We start from the raw sequence: 14,711 nt of genomic DNA, 5'->3' as shown, positions 1-14,711 counted from the left end.
CGGGACGCGATCGTGTGTCACACTATCGCGCGTTCAGGTCTGAGACACTCAGTTCACATACGTGAACGCATTGGATACCCACCCGTCAATGGAGATGCCCCGATGTCCACTCAGTCCACCACGCGGCCCGAACTCGCCGCGATCGTCCGCAAGGTCACGCTCCGGCTGATCCCGATCCTGCTCCTCATGTACATCCTCGCGTTCCTGGATCGCGCCAACCTCGGCTTCGCCAAAGTCGCCTGGCAGGCCGACACCGGCATCTCGGATGCGGCCTACGCCCTGGGAGCCGGGATCTTCTTCCTCGGATACGCCCTCTTCGAAGTCCCCTCGAACCTCATCATGCGCAAGGTCGGCGCCAAGATCTGGCTCGCGCGGATCATGATCTCCTGGGGCATCGTCTCCGGACTCATGGTCTTCGCGACCAACGAGTGGATCTTCTACATCCTCCGCGTGCTGCTCGGCATCACGGAGGCCGGGTTCTTCCCCGGAGTCATCCTCTTCCTCACCTATTGGATCCCGCTGAAGTACCGTGCGCGCGTCAACGGACTGTTCTACTTCGGGGCGCCGCTCGCCTTCATCTTCGGTGGCCCGCTCTCCGGAATGCTGCTCGACCTCGACGGCAAGGTCGGCATCCACGGCTGGCAGCTGATGTTCCTCGTCACGGGCGCGCTCACCGTCCTCGTCGGCATCATCGCCTTCTTCTACCTCGACAACGGCCCGAAGGACGCGAAGTGGCTCGACGAGGGAGAGCGCTCGACCCTGCTCGCCGCGCTCGAGGCGGAGGACACCGCCAAGGAGAACCACTCCCCGCGCGGCGCCCTGCGCGCGCTCGGCAACCCGATCGTTCTCTACTTCGCCGCCATCTACCTGACGATCCAGATGAGTGTCTACGGGGTGACCTTCTACCTCCCGACGCAGATCGCCACCATCGTCGGCAAGCCTGTCGGACTCGAGGTGGGACTGCTGACGGCGGTGCCCTGGACGTTCGCGCTCATCGTGACCTTCGTGCTCTCCCGGCTCGCCGACAGCACCGGGCAGCGGCGCCTCATCGCCACGTGCGCGCTCGCTGCCGCCGGTGTGGGCATCGTGCTCTCGGCCGTCATCCAGGACCCGATCCTCGCACTGGCCGCCCTCAGTGTCGGCGCCGCGGGGTTCATCTCGGTGCAGCCCGTGTTCTGGACCCTGCCGACCTCGTTCCTCCTCGGCGCCGCGGCCGCGAGCGGCATCGCTCTCATCAACTCGCTGGGCAGCCTCGGCGGCTTCCTCGCCCCCATCCTGAAGAACTGGGCCGATGCCACCTTCGGCGACAGCGCCGGACTCGTCGTCCTGGCGGCGATCGCCCTGCTCGGCGCGGTGCTCATCGCGCTCAGCCGGATCGTGAGCCCCGCGGTCCGCGAGACCGACGGGGTCGGACTCGCCGCGACCATCCCCGCCCGCCAGCGCTGACCCCGGTCAGCAGAATCAAGGAGACAGCCCATGCGCGAGCTCGTCCTCACCGAGATCGGACGCCTCGACGTCCGTGAAGCCCCCACACCGACGCCCGGACCCGAGGAGGTGCTCATCCGGGTGACTGCCACGGGGATCTGCGGATCCGACGTGCACGGCTACACCGGAGAGAACGGCCGACGGTTCCCCGGCCAGGTGATGGGGCACGAGTCGAGCGGCACGATCGCCGCGATCGGCGACGGTGTGGACGGGCTCGCGATCGGCACCGCGGTGACCTTCAACCCGGTCGTCGTGCCCGCGGAGGATGCCGCCGCCTATGCGGGACGTGAGCAGCATCATCCGGGAAAGCACGTGATCGGGGTGGCGGCCGCGATCCCGGCCGCGTTCGCCGACTACGTCGTGGTGCCGCAGCGCAATGTCGTACCGCTCCCCGACTCCCTGCCGATCGAGCTCGGCGCGCTGATCGAGCCGCTCGCGGTGGCCGTGCACGCGGTCCGGCGCCTGCCGAAGGAGAGCCTGGGCCGCGTGCTCGTGATCGGCGGCGGACCCATCGGCCAGTCCGTGGTCATCGCGCTGCGGAATGCGGGGGCAGGAGAGGTGATCGTGAGCGAGATGGATGCCGCGCGCCGCGACCTGGTGCAGCGCCTCGGCGCCGAGACCATCGATCCCGCCGACGGCGCGGTCGCCGACCAGCTGCGAGACCGCGGCGGGCTCGCGGACGCGGCCCTCGACGCCGTCGGCATCACTCCCACGCTGCGCGACGCCCTCACCAGCACGGTGCTGGGCGCGCCGATCTGCCTGGTCGGCATGGGAGCGCCGCAGGTGAGCCTGGACGCCTTCCTCATCAGCACCGAGGAGCGCGCGCTCATCGGAAGCTTCACCTACGGATCGGACGACTTCATCGACGCCACCGCGATCATCGGCGCAGAGCCCGACACCTATCGCGCACTGATCAGTCGGGAGATCGACGTCGCCGACGCGGATTCCGCCTTCTCCGCCCTCGCGGCCGGAGACGGCACCCCGGGCAAGGTGCTTGTCCGGTTCGACCGAGAGGAACAGACACGATGATCGGCACCCCGACCATCCGCGAGGTCCGCGCGTACACCGTGCGCGGCGGCGGCGCGGACTACCACGACCAGGGCGCGGAGCACTGGATCGACGACCACATCGCCACCCCGATGAGCGTGTACCCCGAGTTCCGTCAGTCGCGTCAGAGCTTCGGCATCAACGTGCTCGGCACCCTCGTGGTCGAGATCGAGGCGAGCGACGGCACCGTCGGCTTCTCGATCACGACCGCGGGCGAGATCGGCGCCTTCATCGTGGAGAAGCACCTCGCGCGCTTCCTCGAAGGACGCCCGGTCACCGATATCGAGCGCATCTGGGACCAGATGTACAAGTCGACGCTCTACTACGGTCGTCGCGGGGTGGTGCTCAACGCGATCAGCGGCGTCGACCTCGCGCTGTACGACCTGCTCGGCCGCATCCGCCAGGAGCCGGTGTTCGCCCTGCTCGGCGGTCCCGTGCGCGACGAACTGCAGTTCTATGCGACGGGCGCGCGCCCCGACAAGGCCAAGGAGCTCGGCTTCATCGGCGGCAAGATGCCCCTGCACCACGGCCCGGCCGAGGGGGAAGAGGGCCTGCGCAAGAACATCGCACTGCTCGCCGACATGCGCGAGAAGGTCGGCGACGACTTCTGGCTCATGTACGACTGCTGGATGTCGCTCGACGTCGACTATGCGACCCGCCTGGCGCACGCCGCATCCGACTACGGCCTGAAGTGGCTGGAAGAGGCCCTCATCCCCGACGACTACTGGGGCTATGCGGAGCTGCGCAAGCGCGCCCCCTCGTCCATGCTCATCACGACGGGCGAGCACGAGGCGACCCGATGGGGCTTCCGCCAGCTGCTCGAGACCGGTATCGACCTCATCCAGCCCGATGTGGGATGGTGTGGCGGGATCACCGAGCTCGTCAAGATCTCGGCGCTCGCCGACGCGCACGGCACGATGGTCGTCCCGCACGGCTCCTCGGTGTACTCGTACCACTTCGTCGTGACCCGCACGAACAGCCCGTTCGCGGAGTTCCTGATGATGCACCCGACGGCGGAGGAGGTCGTCCCGATGTTCTCCCCCATGCTCGTCGGCGAACCCGTCCCCGAGAACGGACGCCTCAAGGTCCCCGAGACGCCCGGCTTCGGCGTCGAGCTCTCGGACGCCATCCAGAAGCACCGCCCCCACACCCACTGACCCGGGAGACTGACCCATGGAGTTCCTCCGACTCGGCGCGCTCGGCGCCGAACGCCCTGCGGTGCGCCAGGACGGCCGCGTCCACGACCTGGCGCCCCTCACGACCGACATCGACGGCGACTTCCTCGCCCGCGGAGGCATCGAGCGTACGCGGGAAGCGCTCGCCACCGGTGCTCTGCCCGTGCTCGACGGCGCCGAGGCGCTGCGCATCGGCGCCCCCATCGCCCGCCCGATGGCAGTGCTGTGTATCGGGCAGAACTATGCCGCACACGCCGCGGAGTCCGGTGACGCGCCGCCCGCGGTGCCGATCCTGTTCCACAAGCACCCCAACACGATCGTCGGCCCGTTCGACGACGTTCTCATCCCGCCCGGCGCCGAGAAGGTGGACTGGGAGGTCGAGCTCGGCGTCGTGATCGGCACCACCGCGCGCTATCTCGACAGCCCCGAGGCCGCGCTCGCGCACATCGCCGGGTACGTCGTGTCGCACGACGTCTCCGAACGGGCGTTCCAGGTCGAGCAGTCGGGCGGGCAGTGGTCGAAGGGCAAGAACGCCGAGACGTTCAACCCGCTCGGTCCGGCGCTCGTGCCCGCAGACGAGGTCGACCCGCAGGCGCTGCGGCTCTGGTCCACCGTCAACGGCGAGACCCGTCAGGACTCGAACACCGCGGACATGATCTTCACCGTCGCGCAGATCGTCCACCACCTGTCGCAGTACCTCGTGCTCGAACCGGGCGATCTGATCAACACCGGCACTCCGCAGGGAGTGGCCCTCTCCGGTCGCTTCCCCTACCTGAAGTCCGGCGACGTCGTCGAGATCGGCATCGACGGACTCGGCAGTCAGCGCCAGCGCCTGGTCGACGCCCGACGCTGAGTCACGGCGCCGACACCGGAGCGGGGATGGCGCGAGGGCGGTTAGCCGTGTAATGTACACCGTTAATTAGGCCCATTCGCCCGCACCGCCACCGGAGGATCCATGACCACAGCACGCGCGGGGCGGGGACGCGGCCGGGGAATCCCTGCGGGTCTGAGCACGGAGCGCGTGATCGAAGCCGCGGAGCGAGTGGTCGACCGTGGAGGGTTCGAGGCCCTGTCGCTGCGCCACGTGGCCACCGAGCTCGGGGTGTCCCCCACAGCCATCTACAACCATGTACGAGATCGCTCTGCGTTGATCGATGCCGTAGCCGACGCCTTCGTCGCGCGCGAGATGGTCGCTGACCTCCCGACGGATGCCACCCCCGTGGAGGTCGTTCGAGAGGCCGCTCGACGCGTCCACCGTGCAGGGTGCCGACACCCCGAGCTGCTCCTCTCCATCGCCGGCCACCGCCCCGAGGCGGATCGCACGGCGCAGCACCTGTTCGGGGAGCTGATCCTCGAGAACCTGCTGGCGGCCGGGGCGTCGGAGGAGCGGGCGCAAGATCTCTACCGCACGATCGTTGCGCTCGCCGCCGGAGCCGCGATCGCCCACCGCAACCTCTCCCGCCCGTCGTCGACCCCGACATCGCTACGGCGGGAGCAGCAGCGCGCTGCGTCGAGCCGTCCGGCCGCCGCACGTCTGCTGCACGAGCTTCCCGCCCCCTGCGACGAGGCAGCGTACGACAGGCAGCTCGACCTCGTCCTGGACGGCCTGAGGCAGGAGCACGATGAACGCACACGATGAGAGCCACGTGTCGTTGAGCACCGGCGACGCGGTGACCGTGCTCGGGGAATCCGGCCCTGCGGTGCTCCTCCTCCCCGGCGGGGCCGAGCCGAGCGCGGGATTCTTCCCCGGCCTCCCCGAGGGTCTGCTCCGCACCCCCGGATGCCGCGTGATCCTCTTCGACCGGCCGGGGACCGGGCACTCGGAGCGCGAGGGACGTCTCTCCACGGCGACCGAGGACCTTCATCGCCTGATCACCGAGCTAGGTCTCGGCCCCGTGCTGATCATCGGCCAGAGCCTGGGAGGCGCCGTCGCCGCCCTGCTCGCCCGCGACCATCCCGACGACGTCGCCGCCCTCCTCCTGCTCGACCCGACCCCGATCAACGAGCCGGCCTTCGCCGCGCGTGTCGAAGCGAGCATGCGGCGACTCGAACGCATCTCACGCACCCCCGTCCTGGGCCGCGGCGTCGGCGCACTGCTTCGGACGGCCGCACGGAGGTCCGCACGGCGTCATCGGATGTCACCCGAGGCCACGGAGGCCATGTGGGCGACGGCGCACGCCGACCTCCCGCAGCTGGCACACGCGGTCGCAGGGCTCGGCGCTCTGGCACGCACGTTCGATGACGCGCCTCTGCCGCAGAGACCCTCGGTCGTGGTCACCGCGGATCGCCCCGAACGCTCTCCCGCCCGCCGCGCGCACGTCCGACTCGCCGACACCCTCGGCGCCACTCTGGTGTCGTGGCCGAAGGCCGAGCATCACGTGCACCTCACCCATCCCGCCGAGGTGCTCGACACCGCCCGCGCTCTCATGCGCACGATCTCAGAGCCCGAGGGTTGAAAGACCCTCGAGTGCGTTTGGGCATTCCCTACCCGCCCTGTAGGCTGACGGTACTCTTTCGCGCCGCGGAATTCCGCGGGTGCTCGAGTACGGGGCTGTAGTTCAATGGTAGAACTTCTGCTTCCCAAGCAGACAGCGCGGGTTCGATTCCCGTCAGCCCCTCCACTGGCACCTCGCCCTCTTCCGGCGCCGTCGCGGGAGGCGGACGCGCCGCTCGGTCGCGCCCCGCAATCAGACCGCGATGGGGGCTTTCGACCGTTCGAGGACGGCAAGCGCGCCGAGCGGAAGGAAGATCAGGACTCCGAAGACGACTCCGATGATGGCCGGCTCGTTGGATCCCCACGGGCCGAGCAGGAGTGCGCTCGTGAGTCCGGTCCCGAGCGCGGTCCCCAGATTGAAGATCGACGTAGGCATCGCCGCAGCCAGCGCCTCCGACTCCCCGCCGAATCGGACAGCGAGTGACACCATGATCGGGTTCGCGGAAAGTCCCACCAGTCCCAGAAGCGTGAACAGCACGAGCAGCACCACAGGTTGCGACGAGAAGGCCCAGATGCCTGCGCACGCGATGAGGGTGACTCCGGCCGTGACGAACGAGGTCGCGTATGGATGCCTGTCGCCGAGGCGTCCGCCCACGACATTGCCGACGAGTGCGCCGACACCGAACGCCATGAGCGCGAACGGGATGACCGCCCCGGGCAGGCCTGCGCTGTCGGTGATGAGCGGGGCGATGTAGCTGTACACGGAGAGCACCCCGGCGTTGATGACGGCGCAGGTGATGAGCACGAGCCACAGGCGTCCGTTGCGGAGGAGGCGGAGTTCATCGAGAGCGGTCGGACGCTTCGCGGGCGCTGTGTCGGCCGGGACGAGTCGCGCGACCCCTACGGCGGCGATGGCGGCGAGCACGGCCAGTGCCCCGAAGGTTCCGCGCCATCCGATGAGCTGTCCGCTGAGGGAGCCGAGGGGAACGCCGAGGACGTTCGCGAGCATGCCGCCGCCGAGGACCAGACCGAGAGCGCGCGAGCTCGCATCGGGTCCAGCGCTGCGAGCAGCGGCGGCGGATCCGACGGCCCAGAACGCACCTGTTGCGACGGCGGTGAGGAAACGAGCCACGAGCAGGAGTTCGAAGCTCGTCGTCAGCGCGACCGCGACATGTCCGATGGCGAACACTCCGAGCGCCGAGGCGAGCGTCACCCGGCGAGGCAGTCGCAGTGTCATGAGAGCCATCGCGGGCGCGCCGACGATCATTCCCACGGCGAAGACCGTGATGGACAGGCCGACGTGGGCCACGGTGGTGCCGAAGTCAACGGCCATCTCGGGGAGAAGGCCGGCAACGACGAACTCGGTCGTGCCCATGAGGAAGGTGCCGACGGCAAGGACGTAGATGACGAGCGGCATCGGTTCAGAGAGTCAGCAGCACCTTGATGGCGCGGCGTTCGTCCATGGCTTGGTAGCCCTCGGCCGCCTCCTCGAGCGGGAGGGTGAGGTCGAACACCTTGCCGGGGTCGATCTCACGGTTCCAGATCTTCTCGATGAGTTCGGGGAGGAATCGGCGCACGGGTGCGGGACCGCCGTGCAGATGCACCTCGGCGAAGAAGAGTTCGTCGAGCGGGAGGGTGACGCCCTCATGGGCCACGCCGACGAAACCGATGTGGCCGCCGCCGCGGGTGGAGCGGATGGCCTGGAGCATCGACTCCTCAGTGCCGACGGCCTCGATCACGCTGTGAGCGCCGAGTCCGTCGGTGAGCTCCTTGATGCGGGCGGCTCCCGCCTCTCCGCGCTCTTCCACGATGTCGGTGGCACCGAACTCACGGGCCAGCGCCTGACGATCCGCGTGGCGGGACATCGCGATGATGCGCTCGGCGCCCAGCTGCTTGGCGGCGAGCACCCCCATCAGGCCGACCGCTCCGTCGCCGACCACGGCGACGGTCTTGCCCGGTCCGACCTCGGCAGCGACCGCAGCGAACCAGCCGGTCCCGAGCACGTCGGATGCGGCCAGCAGCGAGGGGATGAGGTCGGCGTCAGGCTGACCGGGAGTCGCGACCAGCGTGCCGTCGGCGTGGGGAATGCGGGCGAGCTCGGACTGCGTGCCGATGCCCATCGACACGAACTGGGCGTGCACGCACTTGGAGGGGTATCCGGACTGGCAGATCTCGCAGGTGTTGTCGGAGATGACGAAGGACCCGACGACGAAGTCGCCGACCTTCAGGCTCTTCACCTCGTCGCCGATCTGCTCGACGACACCGACGTACTCGTGTCCCATGACGGTGTGGTCGACGGGCTCGACGCCCCGATAGGGCCACAGGTCCGAACCGCAGATACAGGTCGCCGTGAGCCGGATGACGGCGTCGGTCGGATCGACGATGGTGGGGTCTTCGCGTTCTTCGACCCGAACGTCGCCGGGGGTGTGCATGACGACTCCGCGCATGATGATCTCCTTCGTCTGAGGGCGTTGTCACCATTGAACGCCGCATCAGGAACGCGGGGGAGTCTCTATCGAAAGGTGTACCAGGAGGGCACCCCTCGCGGGCGGGCTCGGACGTATGGTCGGGGTATGGACAATCGAGCAGAGGTCCGAGAGTTCCTCATGTCGCGTCGCGCCAAGGTCTCGCCGGAGCAGGCTGGTCTGCCTGCCGGTCCGAACCGGCGGGTCGACGGCTTGCGGCGGGCGGAGGTCGCGATGCTGGCCGGAGTGAGCGTGGAGTACTACGCCAAGCTCGAACGTGGTGCGATCTCCGGCGCCTCGGCTTCGGTCCTCGACGCCGTGTCTGGTGCGTTGCAGCTCGACGACACCGAACGCGCTCACCTGTTCGATCTCGCGCGAGCCGCGGACGGCATCCCCGCCTCTGGTCGCCCACGTCGTCGGGCCTCGAAGCCAGGGAACTTGCGACCCAGTCTGCACTGGGCCGTGGACTCCATCGCCGACGGCATCGCCTTCGTGCGCAACACCCATCAGGACATCCTGGCCACCAACGAACTGGGGCGAGCGTTCTACTCGCCCCTCATCGGCGACGGCGGCCGCACTCCGAACCTCGCCCGCTTCCAGTTCCTCGACCCCGCGTCGCACGAGTTCTACCCCGATTGGGACCTCTTCGCCGAGATGTGCGTCGCCATCATGCGCGCCGAAGCGGGGCGCGACCCCCACGACAAGAGCATCCAAGAACTCGTCGGCGAGTTGTCCACCAGAAGCGACGTCTTCCGGCGTCTGTGGGGAGCCCACGACGTGCGCAGCCATGGCGCCGGGACGAAGCGCTTCCACCACCCCGTCGTCGGCGAGCTCATCCTCGCCTACGAGGAGCTCGCCATCACGGCCGACCCCGGTTCCGTGCTCATGATCTACACCGCCGAACCGGGATCGCCGAGCGCGGAACGACTGCGGCTCCTCGCCAGCTGGGCCGCGTCGAACCGTCCAGCAGTGACCGCCGTCACGGAAGAAGCCGCGCACCAGATGGACTGATACCCGGCGATTCCGTTCCCGGCCGAGGGCTACAGCAGATCGGCGAGATCGATGCTTCAGCTCGGGTCGAACCGACGGGACGGATGGGTCGCGGCGACCAGGGTGCGCAGCTCTTCCAGCTCGACCTTCGCGCCCTCTCGCGCTCGCGCCTGCATGAGCACGTTGCCGAGAGCGGTCGCCTCGACGGGGCCCGCCAGCACAGGAAGCCCCGAACGATCGGCCGTCGCCTGACACAGCAGCGCGTTGAGGGAGCCGCCACCGACGAGGTAGATCACGTCGACCTCACGCCCCGACAGCGTGGACGCCGTGCGAACGGCGTCGGCGAACGCAACGGCGATGCTCTCGACGATGCTGCGCGCGAACGCGGTGCGAGTCGACGGAACGGACGCTCCGGCCGCCTGGATCAGCGCGGCGATGCGCGCCGGCAGGTCGCCGGGAGCATTGAGCGACGGGTCGTTCGCATCGAACAGCGGCACCTCTTCCGCGACCGCGGCCGCTGCCGCGAGCAGCTCCGGAAGATCGATCGACACGCCGTCCTCGGCCTCCCACGCACGCACGCTCTCGCTCAGCAGCCACAAGCCGGTGACGTTGTGCAGGAAACGGTATCGACCGTCGACGCCGAGCTCGTGGGTGAAGTTCGCCTCGCGCGCGGCCTCCGTCAACACCGGCTCGGTCAATTCCAGTCCGACCAGGCCCCACGTGCCGCACGAGATGTACGCAGCGGAGGGCGAGGCCAGAGGTACCGCGACCACCGCGGATGCCGTGTCGTGCGAACCCACCGCAATCACCGGCAGATCCTTGCCGATCCGCCCGGCGACCTCGGGTCGGAGCGACCCGATCACCGTGCCGGGATCGATGAGCGGGGGCAGCATCTGCGTCGGGATGCCGATGCACGTCGCGAGTTCGACGTCCCACTCGCCGTCGTCCACTCCGAGCAGCCCGGTCGTCGAGGCGTTCGTGCGCTCCGCGGCGCGGACGCCCGTGAGCAGGAACGCGATCAGGTCGGGGATGAGGAGGGCGGTGTCGGCGTCCGCGACCCTCTCGTCGATCCGATACTGGTAGAGCGTGTTGAAGGGCAGGAACTGCAGGCCGTTGCGCGTGTAGAGCTCCGAGAACGGAATGATCTCGTGCACCTCGACCACGCCGCGCGCCGTGCGCTCATCGCGATAGTGGAAGGGCTCGGCGAGAAGCTCCCCTCCCGCGATCAGACCGTAGTCCACGGCCCACGAGTCGATGCCGATGCTCTCGATCGCAGGCTCTCGGCGCACGGCCTCCGCCAAGCCTGCGAGCACGTTCTCGTAAAGGGCGTCGAAGTCCCAGTGCAGTCCGTCGCTCCGCACGACGGGGCCGTTGGGGAATCGTGTCACGAGCTCGAGGTCGAGCCTGCCGTCGCCTACGCGGCCGATCATGACCCGGCCACTGGTCGCGCCGAGGTCGACGGCCGCGACGGCGCGCATGCTCATCGCAGGAACGCCGCGGCGACGCCGGAGTCGACCGGGATGTGCAGACCCGTGGTGCGGCTGAGCTCCGGCCCCGTGAGCACGTAGACAGCGTCAGCGACGTTCTCGGGCACGACCTCGCGCTTGAGGATCGTGCGGTTCGCGTAGAACTGTCCGAGGTCCTCTTCGGCGACGCCGTAGGTCGCTGCGCGGTTCGCTCCCCAGCCGGAGGCGAAGATGCCGGAGCCTCGCACGACGCCGTCGGGGTTGATCCCGTTCACACGGATTCCGTACTCGCCCAGCTCGACCGCGAGCAGGCGCACCTGGTGGGCCTGGTCGGCCTTGGTCGCGGAGTACGCGATGTTGTTCGGGCCGGCGAAGACGGAGTTCTTCGACGAGATGTAGACGATGTCGCCGCCGAGCTTCTGGTCGATGAGCACGCGCGCGGCAGACTTCGATACGAGGAACGAGCCCTTGGCCATGACATCGTGCTGCAGATCCCAGTCCTTCTCGGTGGTCTCGAGCAAGGGCTTCGAGAGCGAGAGGCCGGCGTTGTTGACGACGAGGTCGACGCCGCCGAACGCGAGCACCGCGTCGTTCAGCGCGGCCTGGATCGCGTCGGCGTCGGCCACGTTCGCCGCGACGCCGATCGCGACGTCGGTGCCTCCGAGCTCAGCGGCTGCGGCCTGGGCCTTGGCGAGGTCGAGGTCGGCGATGACCACACAGGCGCCTTCCGCGGCGAGGCGGGTGGCGATGGCCTTTCCGATGCCGGAGGCGGCGCCCGTGACGAAGGCGATACGGCCCTGATGCGACTTCGGCTTCGGCATCCGCTGCAGCTTGGCCTCTTCCAGCGCCCAGTACTCGATACGGAACTTCTCGGCGTCCGAGATCGGCGAGTAGGTCGACAGCGCCTCGGCCCCGCGCATCACATTGATCGCGTTGACGTAGAACTCGCCGGCGACGCGGGCGGTCTGCTTGTTCGCCCCGTACGAGAACATGCCCACCCCGGGGACGAGCACGATGAGCGGATCGGCACCGCGGATCGCGGGGGACTCGGCCGTCGCATGCGCATCGTAGTACGCCTGGTAGTCGGCGCGGTACTGCTCATGGAGCTCATGCAGACGGGCGATCTGCTCCTCGGCGGACGCCGTCGGCGGCAGATCGAGGATCAACGGCTTGACCTTGGTGCGCAGGAAGTGGTCGGGGCAGCTCGTGCCCAGCGCGGCGAGGGACGGCGCCTTCTCGGATGCGAGGAACTCGAGCACCTCCGTGGCATCCGTGAAATGCCCCACCATCGGACGGTCCGTCGAGGCGATGCCCCGGATCGTCCCGGCGAGCGCGGCGGCGCGTTCACGGCGCTCTTCCTCGGGCAGAGCTTCGAAACCGGAGCGGATGCCCCCGAACGGATCGGCCGCGCCGTTCTCCGCGATATATGAGGCTGCGGTGTCGATGATCCACAGCGAGTTCGCCTCGGCCTCGTCGGACGTGTCACCCCAGGCCGTGATGCCGTGTCCGCCGAGGATGCATCCGATCGCCTCGGGGTTCGCCTCCTTGATCGCGGCGATGTCGAGGCCGAGCTGGAACCCGGGGCGACGCCACGGTACCCACACGACCTTCTCGCCGAAGATCGTCCCGGTCAGCGCTTCGCCGTCGGCCGCCGTCGCGATCGCGATGCCGGAGTCCGGGTGCAGGTGGTCCACGTGCGCGGCGTCGACGAGACCGTGCATGGCGGTGTCGATCGAGGGGGCGGCTCCCCCCTTGCCGTGCAGACAGTAGTCGAACGCGGCCACCATCTCGTCTTCACGCTCGAGACCGGGGTACACGTCGACGAGCGCACGCATCCGGTCGAGGCGCAGCACCGCGAGGCCGCTCTCGGTGAGGGTGCCCAGGTCGCCGCCCGAGCCCTTGACCCACAGCAGCTCGACCGGCTGCCCGGTGACCGGGTCGATCTCGGTGCCCTTCGCGGAGGTGTTGCCACCGGCATAGTTCGTGTTCTTCGGGTCGGCGCCGAAGCGGTTGCTCCGCGCGAGGAGGGCGGCGGCGGTCGGATTCGTCATGTGTGTCGTTCCTTGATCGATGGGTCGAAGGACGGAGCGCTCAGGCGCCCCAGCCGGCCTGGACGCCGCCCACGCGCTCGGCCGCGATCTTCTGCTGGTATCCCGAGGCGAGGTAGGCGGCCATCGGGTCGGCGGCGAGGCCGCGGCTCTCGCGCCACTCTGCGAGCGCGGGACGCACGTCGGTGTAGAACGCATCCATGAACACGGCGTTCGCAGCCAGGACGTCGCCCGCCGTCTGCGCAGCAGACAAGGCCTCACGGTCGACGAGCAGCGCGCGGGCAGTCATCTCCTGCACGTTGAGCACCGAGCGGATCTGGCCGGGGATCTTGTCTTCGACGTTGTGGCACTGGTCGAGCATGAACGCCACGTCGGGGTTGTTCAGACCACCGCCGCGCACGACCTCGAACAGGATGCGGAACAGCTGGAACGGGTCGGCGGCGCCCACGATCAGGTCATCGTCGGCGTAGAAGCGCGAGTTGAAGTCGAACGACCCCAGCTTGCCGAGGCGCAGCAGCTGCATCACGATGAACTCGATGTTCGTGCCGGGGGCGTGGTGCCCGGTGTCGAGGCACACCATCGCCTTGTCGCCGAGGGCACTCACCTGGGCGTACGAGGTCCCCCAGTCCGGAACGTCGGTGTGGTAGAAAGCGGGCTCGAAGAACTTGTACTCCAGCACGAGCCGCTGGTGCTCGCCCAGACGGTCGTAGATCTTCTGAAGCGAGTCGTTCAGGCGGTCCTGACGTCCGCGCAGATCGGCCTGGCCGGGGTAGTTCGACCCCTCGGCGAGCCAGATCTTGAGGTCGCGGCTTCCGGTCGCATCCATCACGTCGATGCAGGCCAGGTGGTGGTCGATGGCCTTGCGGCGGATCGCGGCGTCCTCGTGTGTCAGGGCCCCGAACTTGTAGTCGTCGTCCTGGAAAGTGTTGGAGTTGACGGTGCCGAGCGAGACGCCCAGGTCTTCGGCATACGCGCGCAGGTCGGAGTACGAGTCGACCACGTCCCACGGGATGTGCAGCGCGACCGCGGGGGCGAGCGCCGTGTAGCGATTGACCTGCGCGGCATCTGCGATCTTCTCCCAGGGGTCGCGCGGCGTCCCGGGGGTGCCGAACACCTTGAACCGGGTACCGGAGTTGCCGAACGCCCAGCTGGGGAGCTCGATGCCCTGCTTCTCGAGGGCTGCGAGGTTTTCAGGGGAGAGGATGCTCACGATGTACTGCTTTCGTTGTGAAGATCGGAGGTGGGGAGCTGGTCCTCGAGGTGGAACACCTCGGGAAGTATGGTGGCGGCCTGGTCCGGCCGTCCGTCGAGACCGACGAAGAAGCGAGCCATCTCTGCCTCCCAACGGGCGGCGATGGGCGACGCGGCGAGATAGGCCTGAGCCGCGGCATCGTCATCGGTCTCGTAGTATCCGATGAGCTCGCCGTCGGGCGCGAGGAAGAGCGAGTAGTTGCGCCGTCCGGCTGCCGCGATCTCGGCGAGCATCTCCGGCCACACGGGCGCGTGACGCTCGCGGTACTCGTCCAGAAGCTCGGGCCGCACCTGGAGCTTTACGCACACGCGCATCATCGGGACCTTTCTGCGAGCGCCCGGCCGGTGCT

The 14,711-nt window shown here is 68.6% G+C and carries 13 protein-coding genes and 1 tRNA gene; 8 read left to right on the top strand and 6 right to left on the bottom strand.

The window, feature by feature from the left end:
• Window positions 1-102: 102 nt before the first annotated feature.
• The 7 genes from LC041_RS16075 to LC041_RS16045 all read left to right on the top strand — a co-directional run bounded on the left by LC041_RS16075 (window position 103) and on the right by LC041_RS16045 (window position 6,328).
• The gene (locus LC041_RS16075; protein WP_226534098.1) at window positions 103-1,446 is read left to right on the top strand and encodes an MFS transporter; all 1,344 of its coding nucleotides are present in this window, start codon (window positions 103-105) and stop codon (window positions 1,444-1,446) included.
• A 30-nt stretch (window positions 1,447-1,476) separates the two neighbouring features.
• Complete coding sequence (locus tag LC041_RS16070; protein ID WP_226534097.1) at window positions 1,477-2,514, top strand: zinc-dependent alcohol dehydrogenase; 1,038 nt, start codon at window positions 1,477-1,479, stop codon at window positions 2,512-2,514.
• A complete protein-coding gene (gene rhmD / locus LC041_RS16065) occupies window positions 2,511-3,689 on the top strand; it encodes an L-rhamnonate dehydratase (protein ID WP_226534096.1) in 1,179 nt (392 codons plus the stop codon). The genes LC041_RS16070 and rhmD overlap by 4 nt, the downstream gene beginning before the upstream one ends.
• Window positions 3,690-3,705: 16 nt before the next feature.
• A complete protein-coding gene (locus LC041_RS16060) occupies window positions 3,706-4,560 on the top strand; it encodes a fumarylacetoacetate hydrolase family protein (RefSeq protein ID WP_226534095.1) in 855 nt (284 codons plus the stop codon).
• Window positions 4,561-4,662: 102 nt separating this feature from the next.
• Window positions 4,663-5,346, top strand: coding sequence for a TetR/AcrR family transcriptional regulator (locus LC041_RS16055; RefSeq protein ID WP_226534094.1), 684 nt, complete (start codon window positions 4,663-4,665; stop codon window positions 5,344-5,346).
• The gene (locus LC041_RS16050; RefSeq protein WP_226534093.1) at window positions 5,330-6,163 is read left to right on the top strand and encodes an alpha/beta fold hydrolase; all 834 of its coding nucleotides are present in this window, start codon (window positions 5,330-5,332) and stop codon (window positions 6,161-6,163) included. Before LC041_RS16055 ends, LC041_RS16050 begins: the two co-directional genes overlap by 17 nt.
• 91 nt (window positions 6,164-6,254) lie before the next feature.
• Window positions 6,255-6,328, top strand: a tRNA-Gly gene (locus LC041_RS16045).
• Window positions 6,329-6,394: 66 nt separating this feature from the next.
• Here LC041_RS16045 and LC041_RS16040 read toward each other — a convergent pair.
• Together LC041_RS16040 and LC041_RS16035 are read right to left on the bottom strand one after the other, a co-directional pair.
• Window positions 6,395-7,558, bottom strand: coding sequence for an MFS transporter (locus LC041_RS16040; protein ID WP_226534092.1), 1,164 nt, complete (start codon window positions 7,556-7,558; stop codon window positions 6,395-6,397).
• A 4-nt stretch (window positions 7,559-7,562) separates the two neighbouring features.
• The gene (locus LC041_RS16035; protein WP_226534091.1) at window positions 7,563-8,588 is read right to left on the bottom strand and encodes a zinc-dependent alcohol dehydrogenase family protein; all 1,026 of its coding nucleotides are present in this window, start codon (window positions 8,586-8,588) and stop codon (window positions 7,563-7,565) included.
• 126 nt (window positions 8,589-8,714) lie between these two features.
• Here LC041_RS16035 and LC041_RS16030 point away from each other — a divergent pair, with 126 nt between their 5' ends.
• A complete protein-coding gene (locus tag LC041_RS16030; RefSeq protein ID WP_226534090.1) occupies window positions 8,715-9,617 on the top strand; it encodes a helix-turn-helix transcriptional regulator in 903 nt (300 codons plus the stop codon).
• A gap of 56 nt (window positions 9,618-9,673) precedes the next feature.
• On the opposite strand, the gene LC041_RS16025 is transcribed toward LC041_RS16030, so the two are convergent.
• From LC041_RS16025 to LC041_RS16010, 4 genes are read right to left on the bottom strand one after another with little or no spacing between them, the layout of a single operon-like run.
• Window positions 9,674-11,080, bottom strand: coding sequence for a rhamnulokinase (locus LC041_RS16025; RefSeq protein ID WP_226534089.1), 1,407 nt, complete (start codon window positions 11,078-11,080; stop codon window positions 9,674-9,676).
• Window positions 11,077-13,113: a bifunctional aldolase/short-chain dehydrogenase gene (locus LC041_RS16020; protein WP_226534088.1), complete on the bottom strand. Its 2,037-nt coding sequence runs from the start codon at window positions 13,111-13,113 to the stop codon at window positions 11,077-11,079. Before LC041_RS16020 ends, LC041_RS16025 begins: the two co-directional genes overlap by 4 nt.
• A 40-nt stretch (window positions 13,114-13,153) precedes the next feature.
• Entirely contained in the window at window positions 13,154-14,320 is a 1,167-nt protein-coding gene (gene rhaI / locus LC041_RS16015) for an L-rhamnose isomerase (protein ID WP_226534087.1), read from the bottom strand.
• Window positions 14,317-14,679: an L-rhamnose mutarotase gene (locus LC041_RS16010; protein WP_226534086.1), complete on the bottom strand. Its 363-nt coding sequence runs from the start codon at window positions 14,677-14,679 to the stop codon at window positions 14,317-14,319. Before LC041_RS16010 ends, rhaI begins: the two co-directional genes overlap by 4 nt.
• Window positions 14,680-14,711 lie beyond the last annotated feature (32 nt).

The sequence above is a fragment of the Microbacterium paraoxydans genome (assembly GCF_020524545.1).
Lineage (GTDB): Bacteria > Actinomycetota > Actinomycetes > Actinomycetales > Microbacteriaceae > Microbacterium > Microbacterium paraoxydans_C.
The sequence above is the reverse complement of the archived record's forward strand: the minus strand, read 5'-3'. Positions and strand labels throughout refer to the sequence as shown.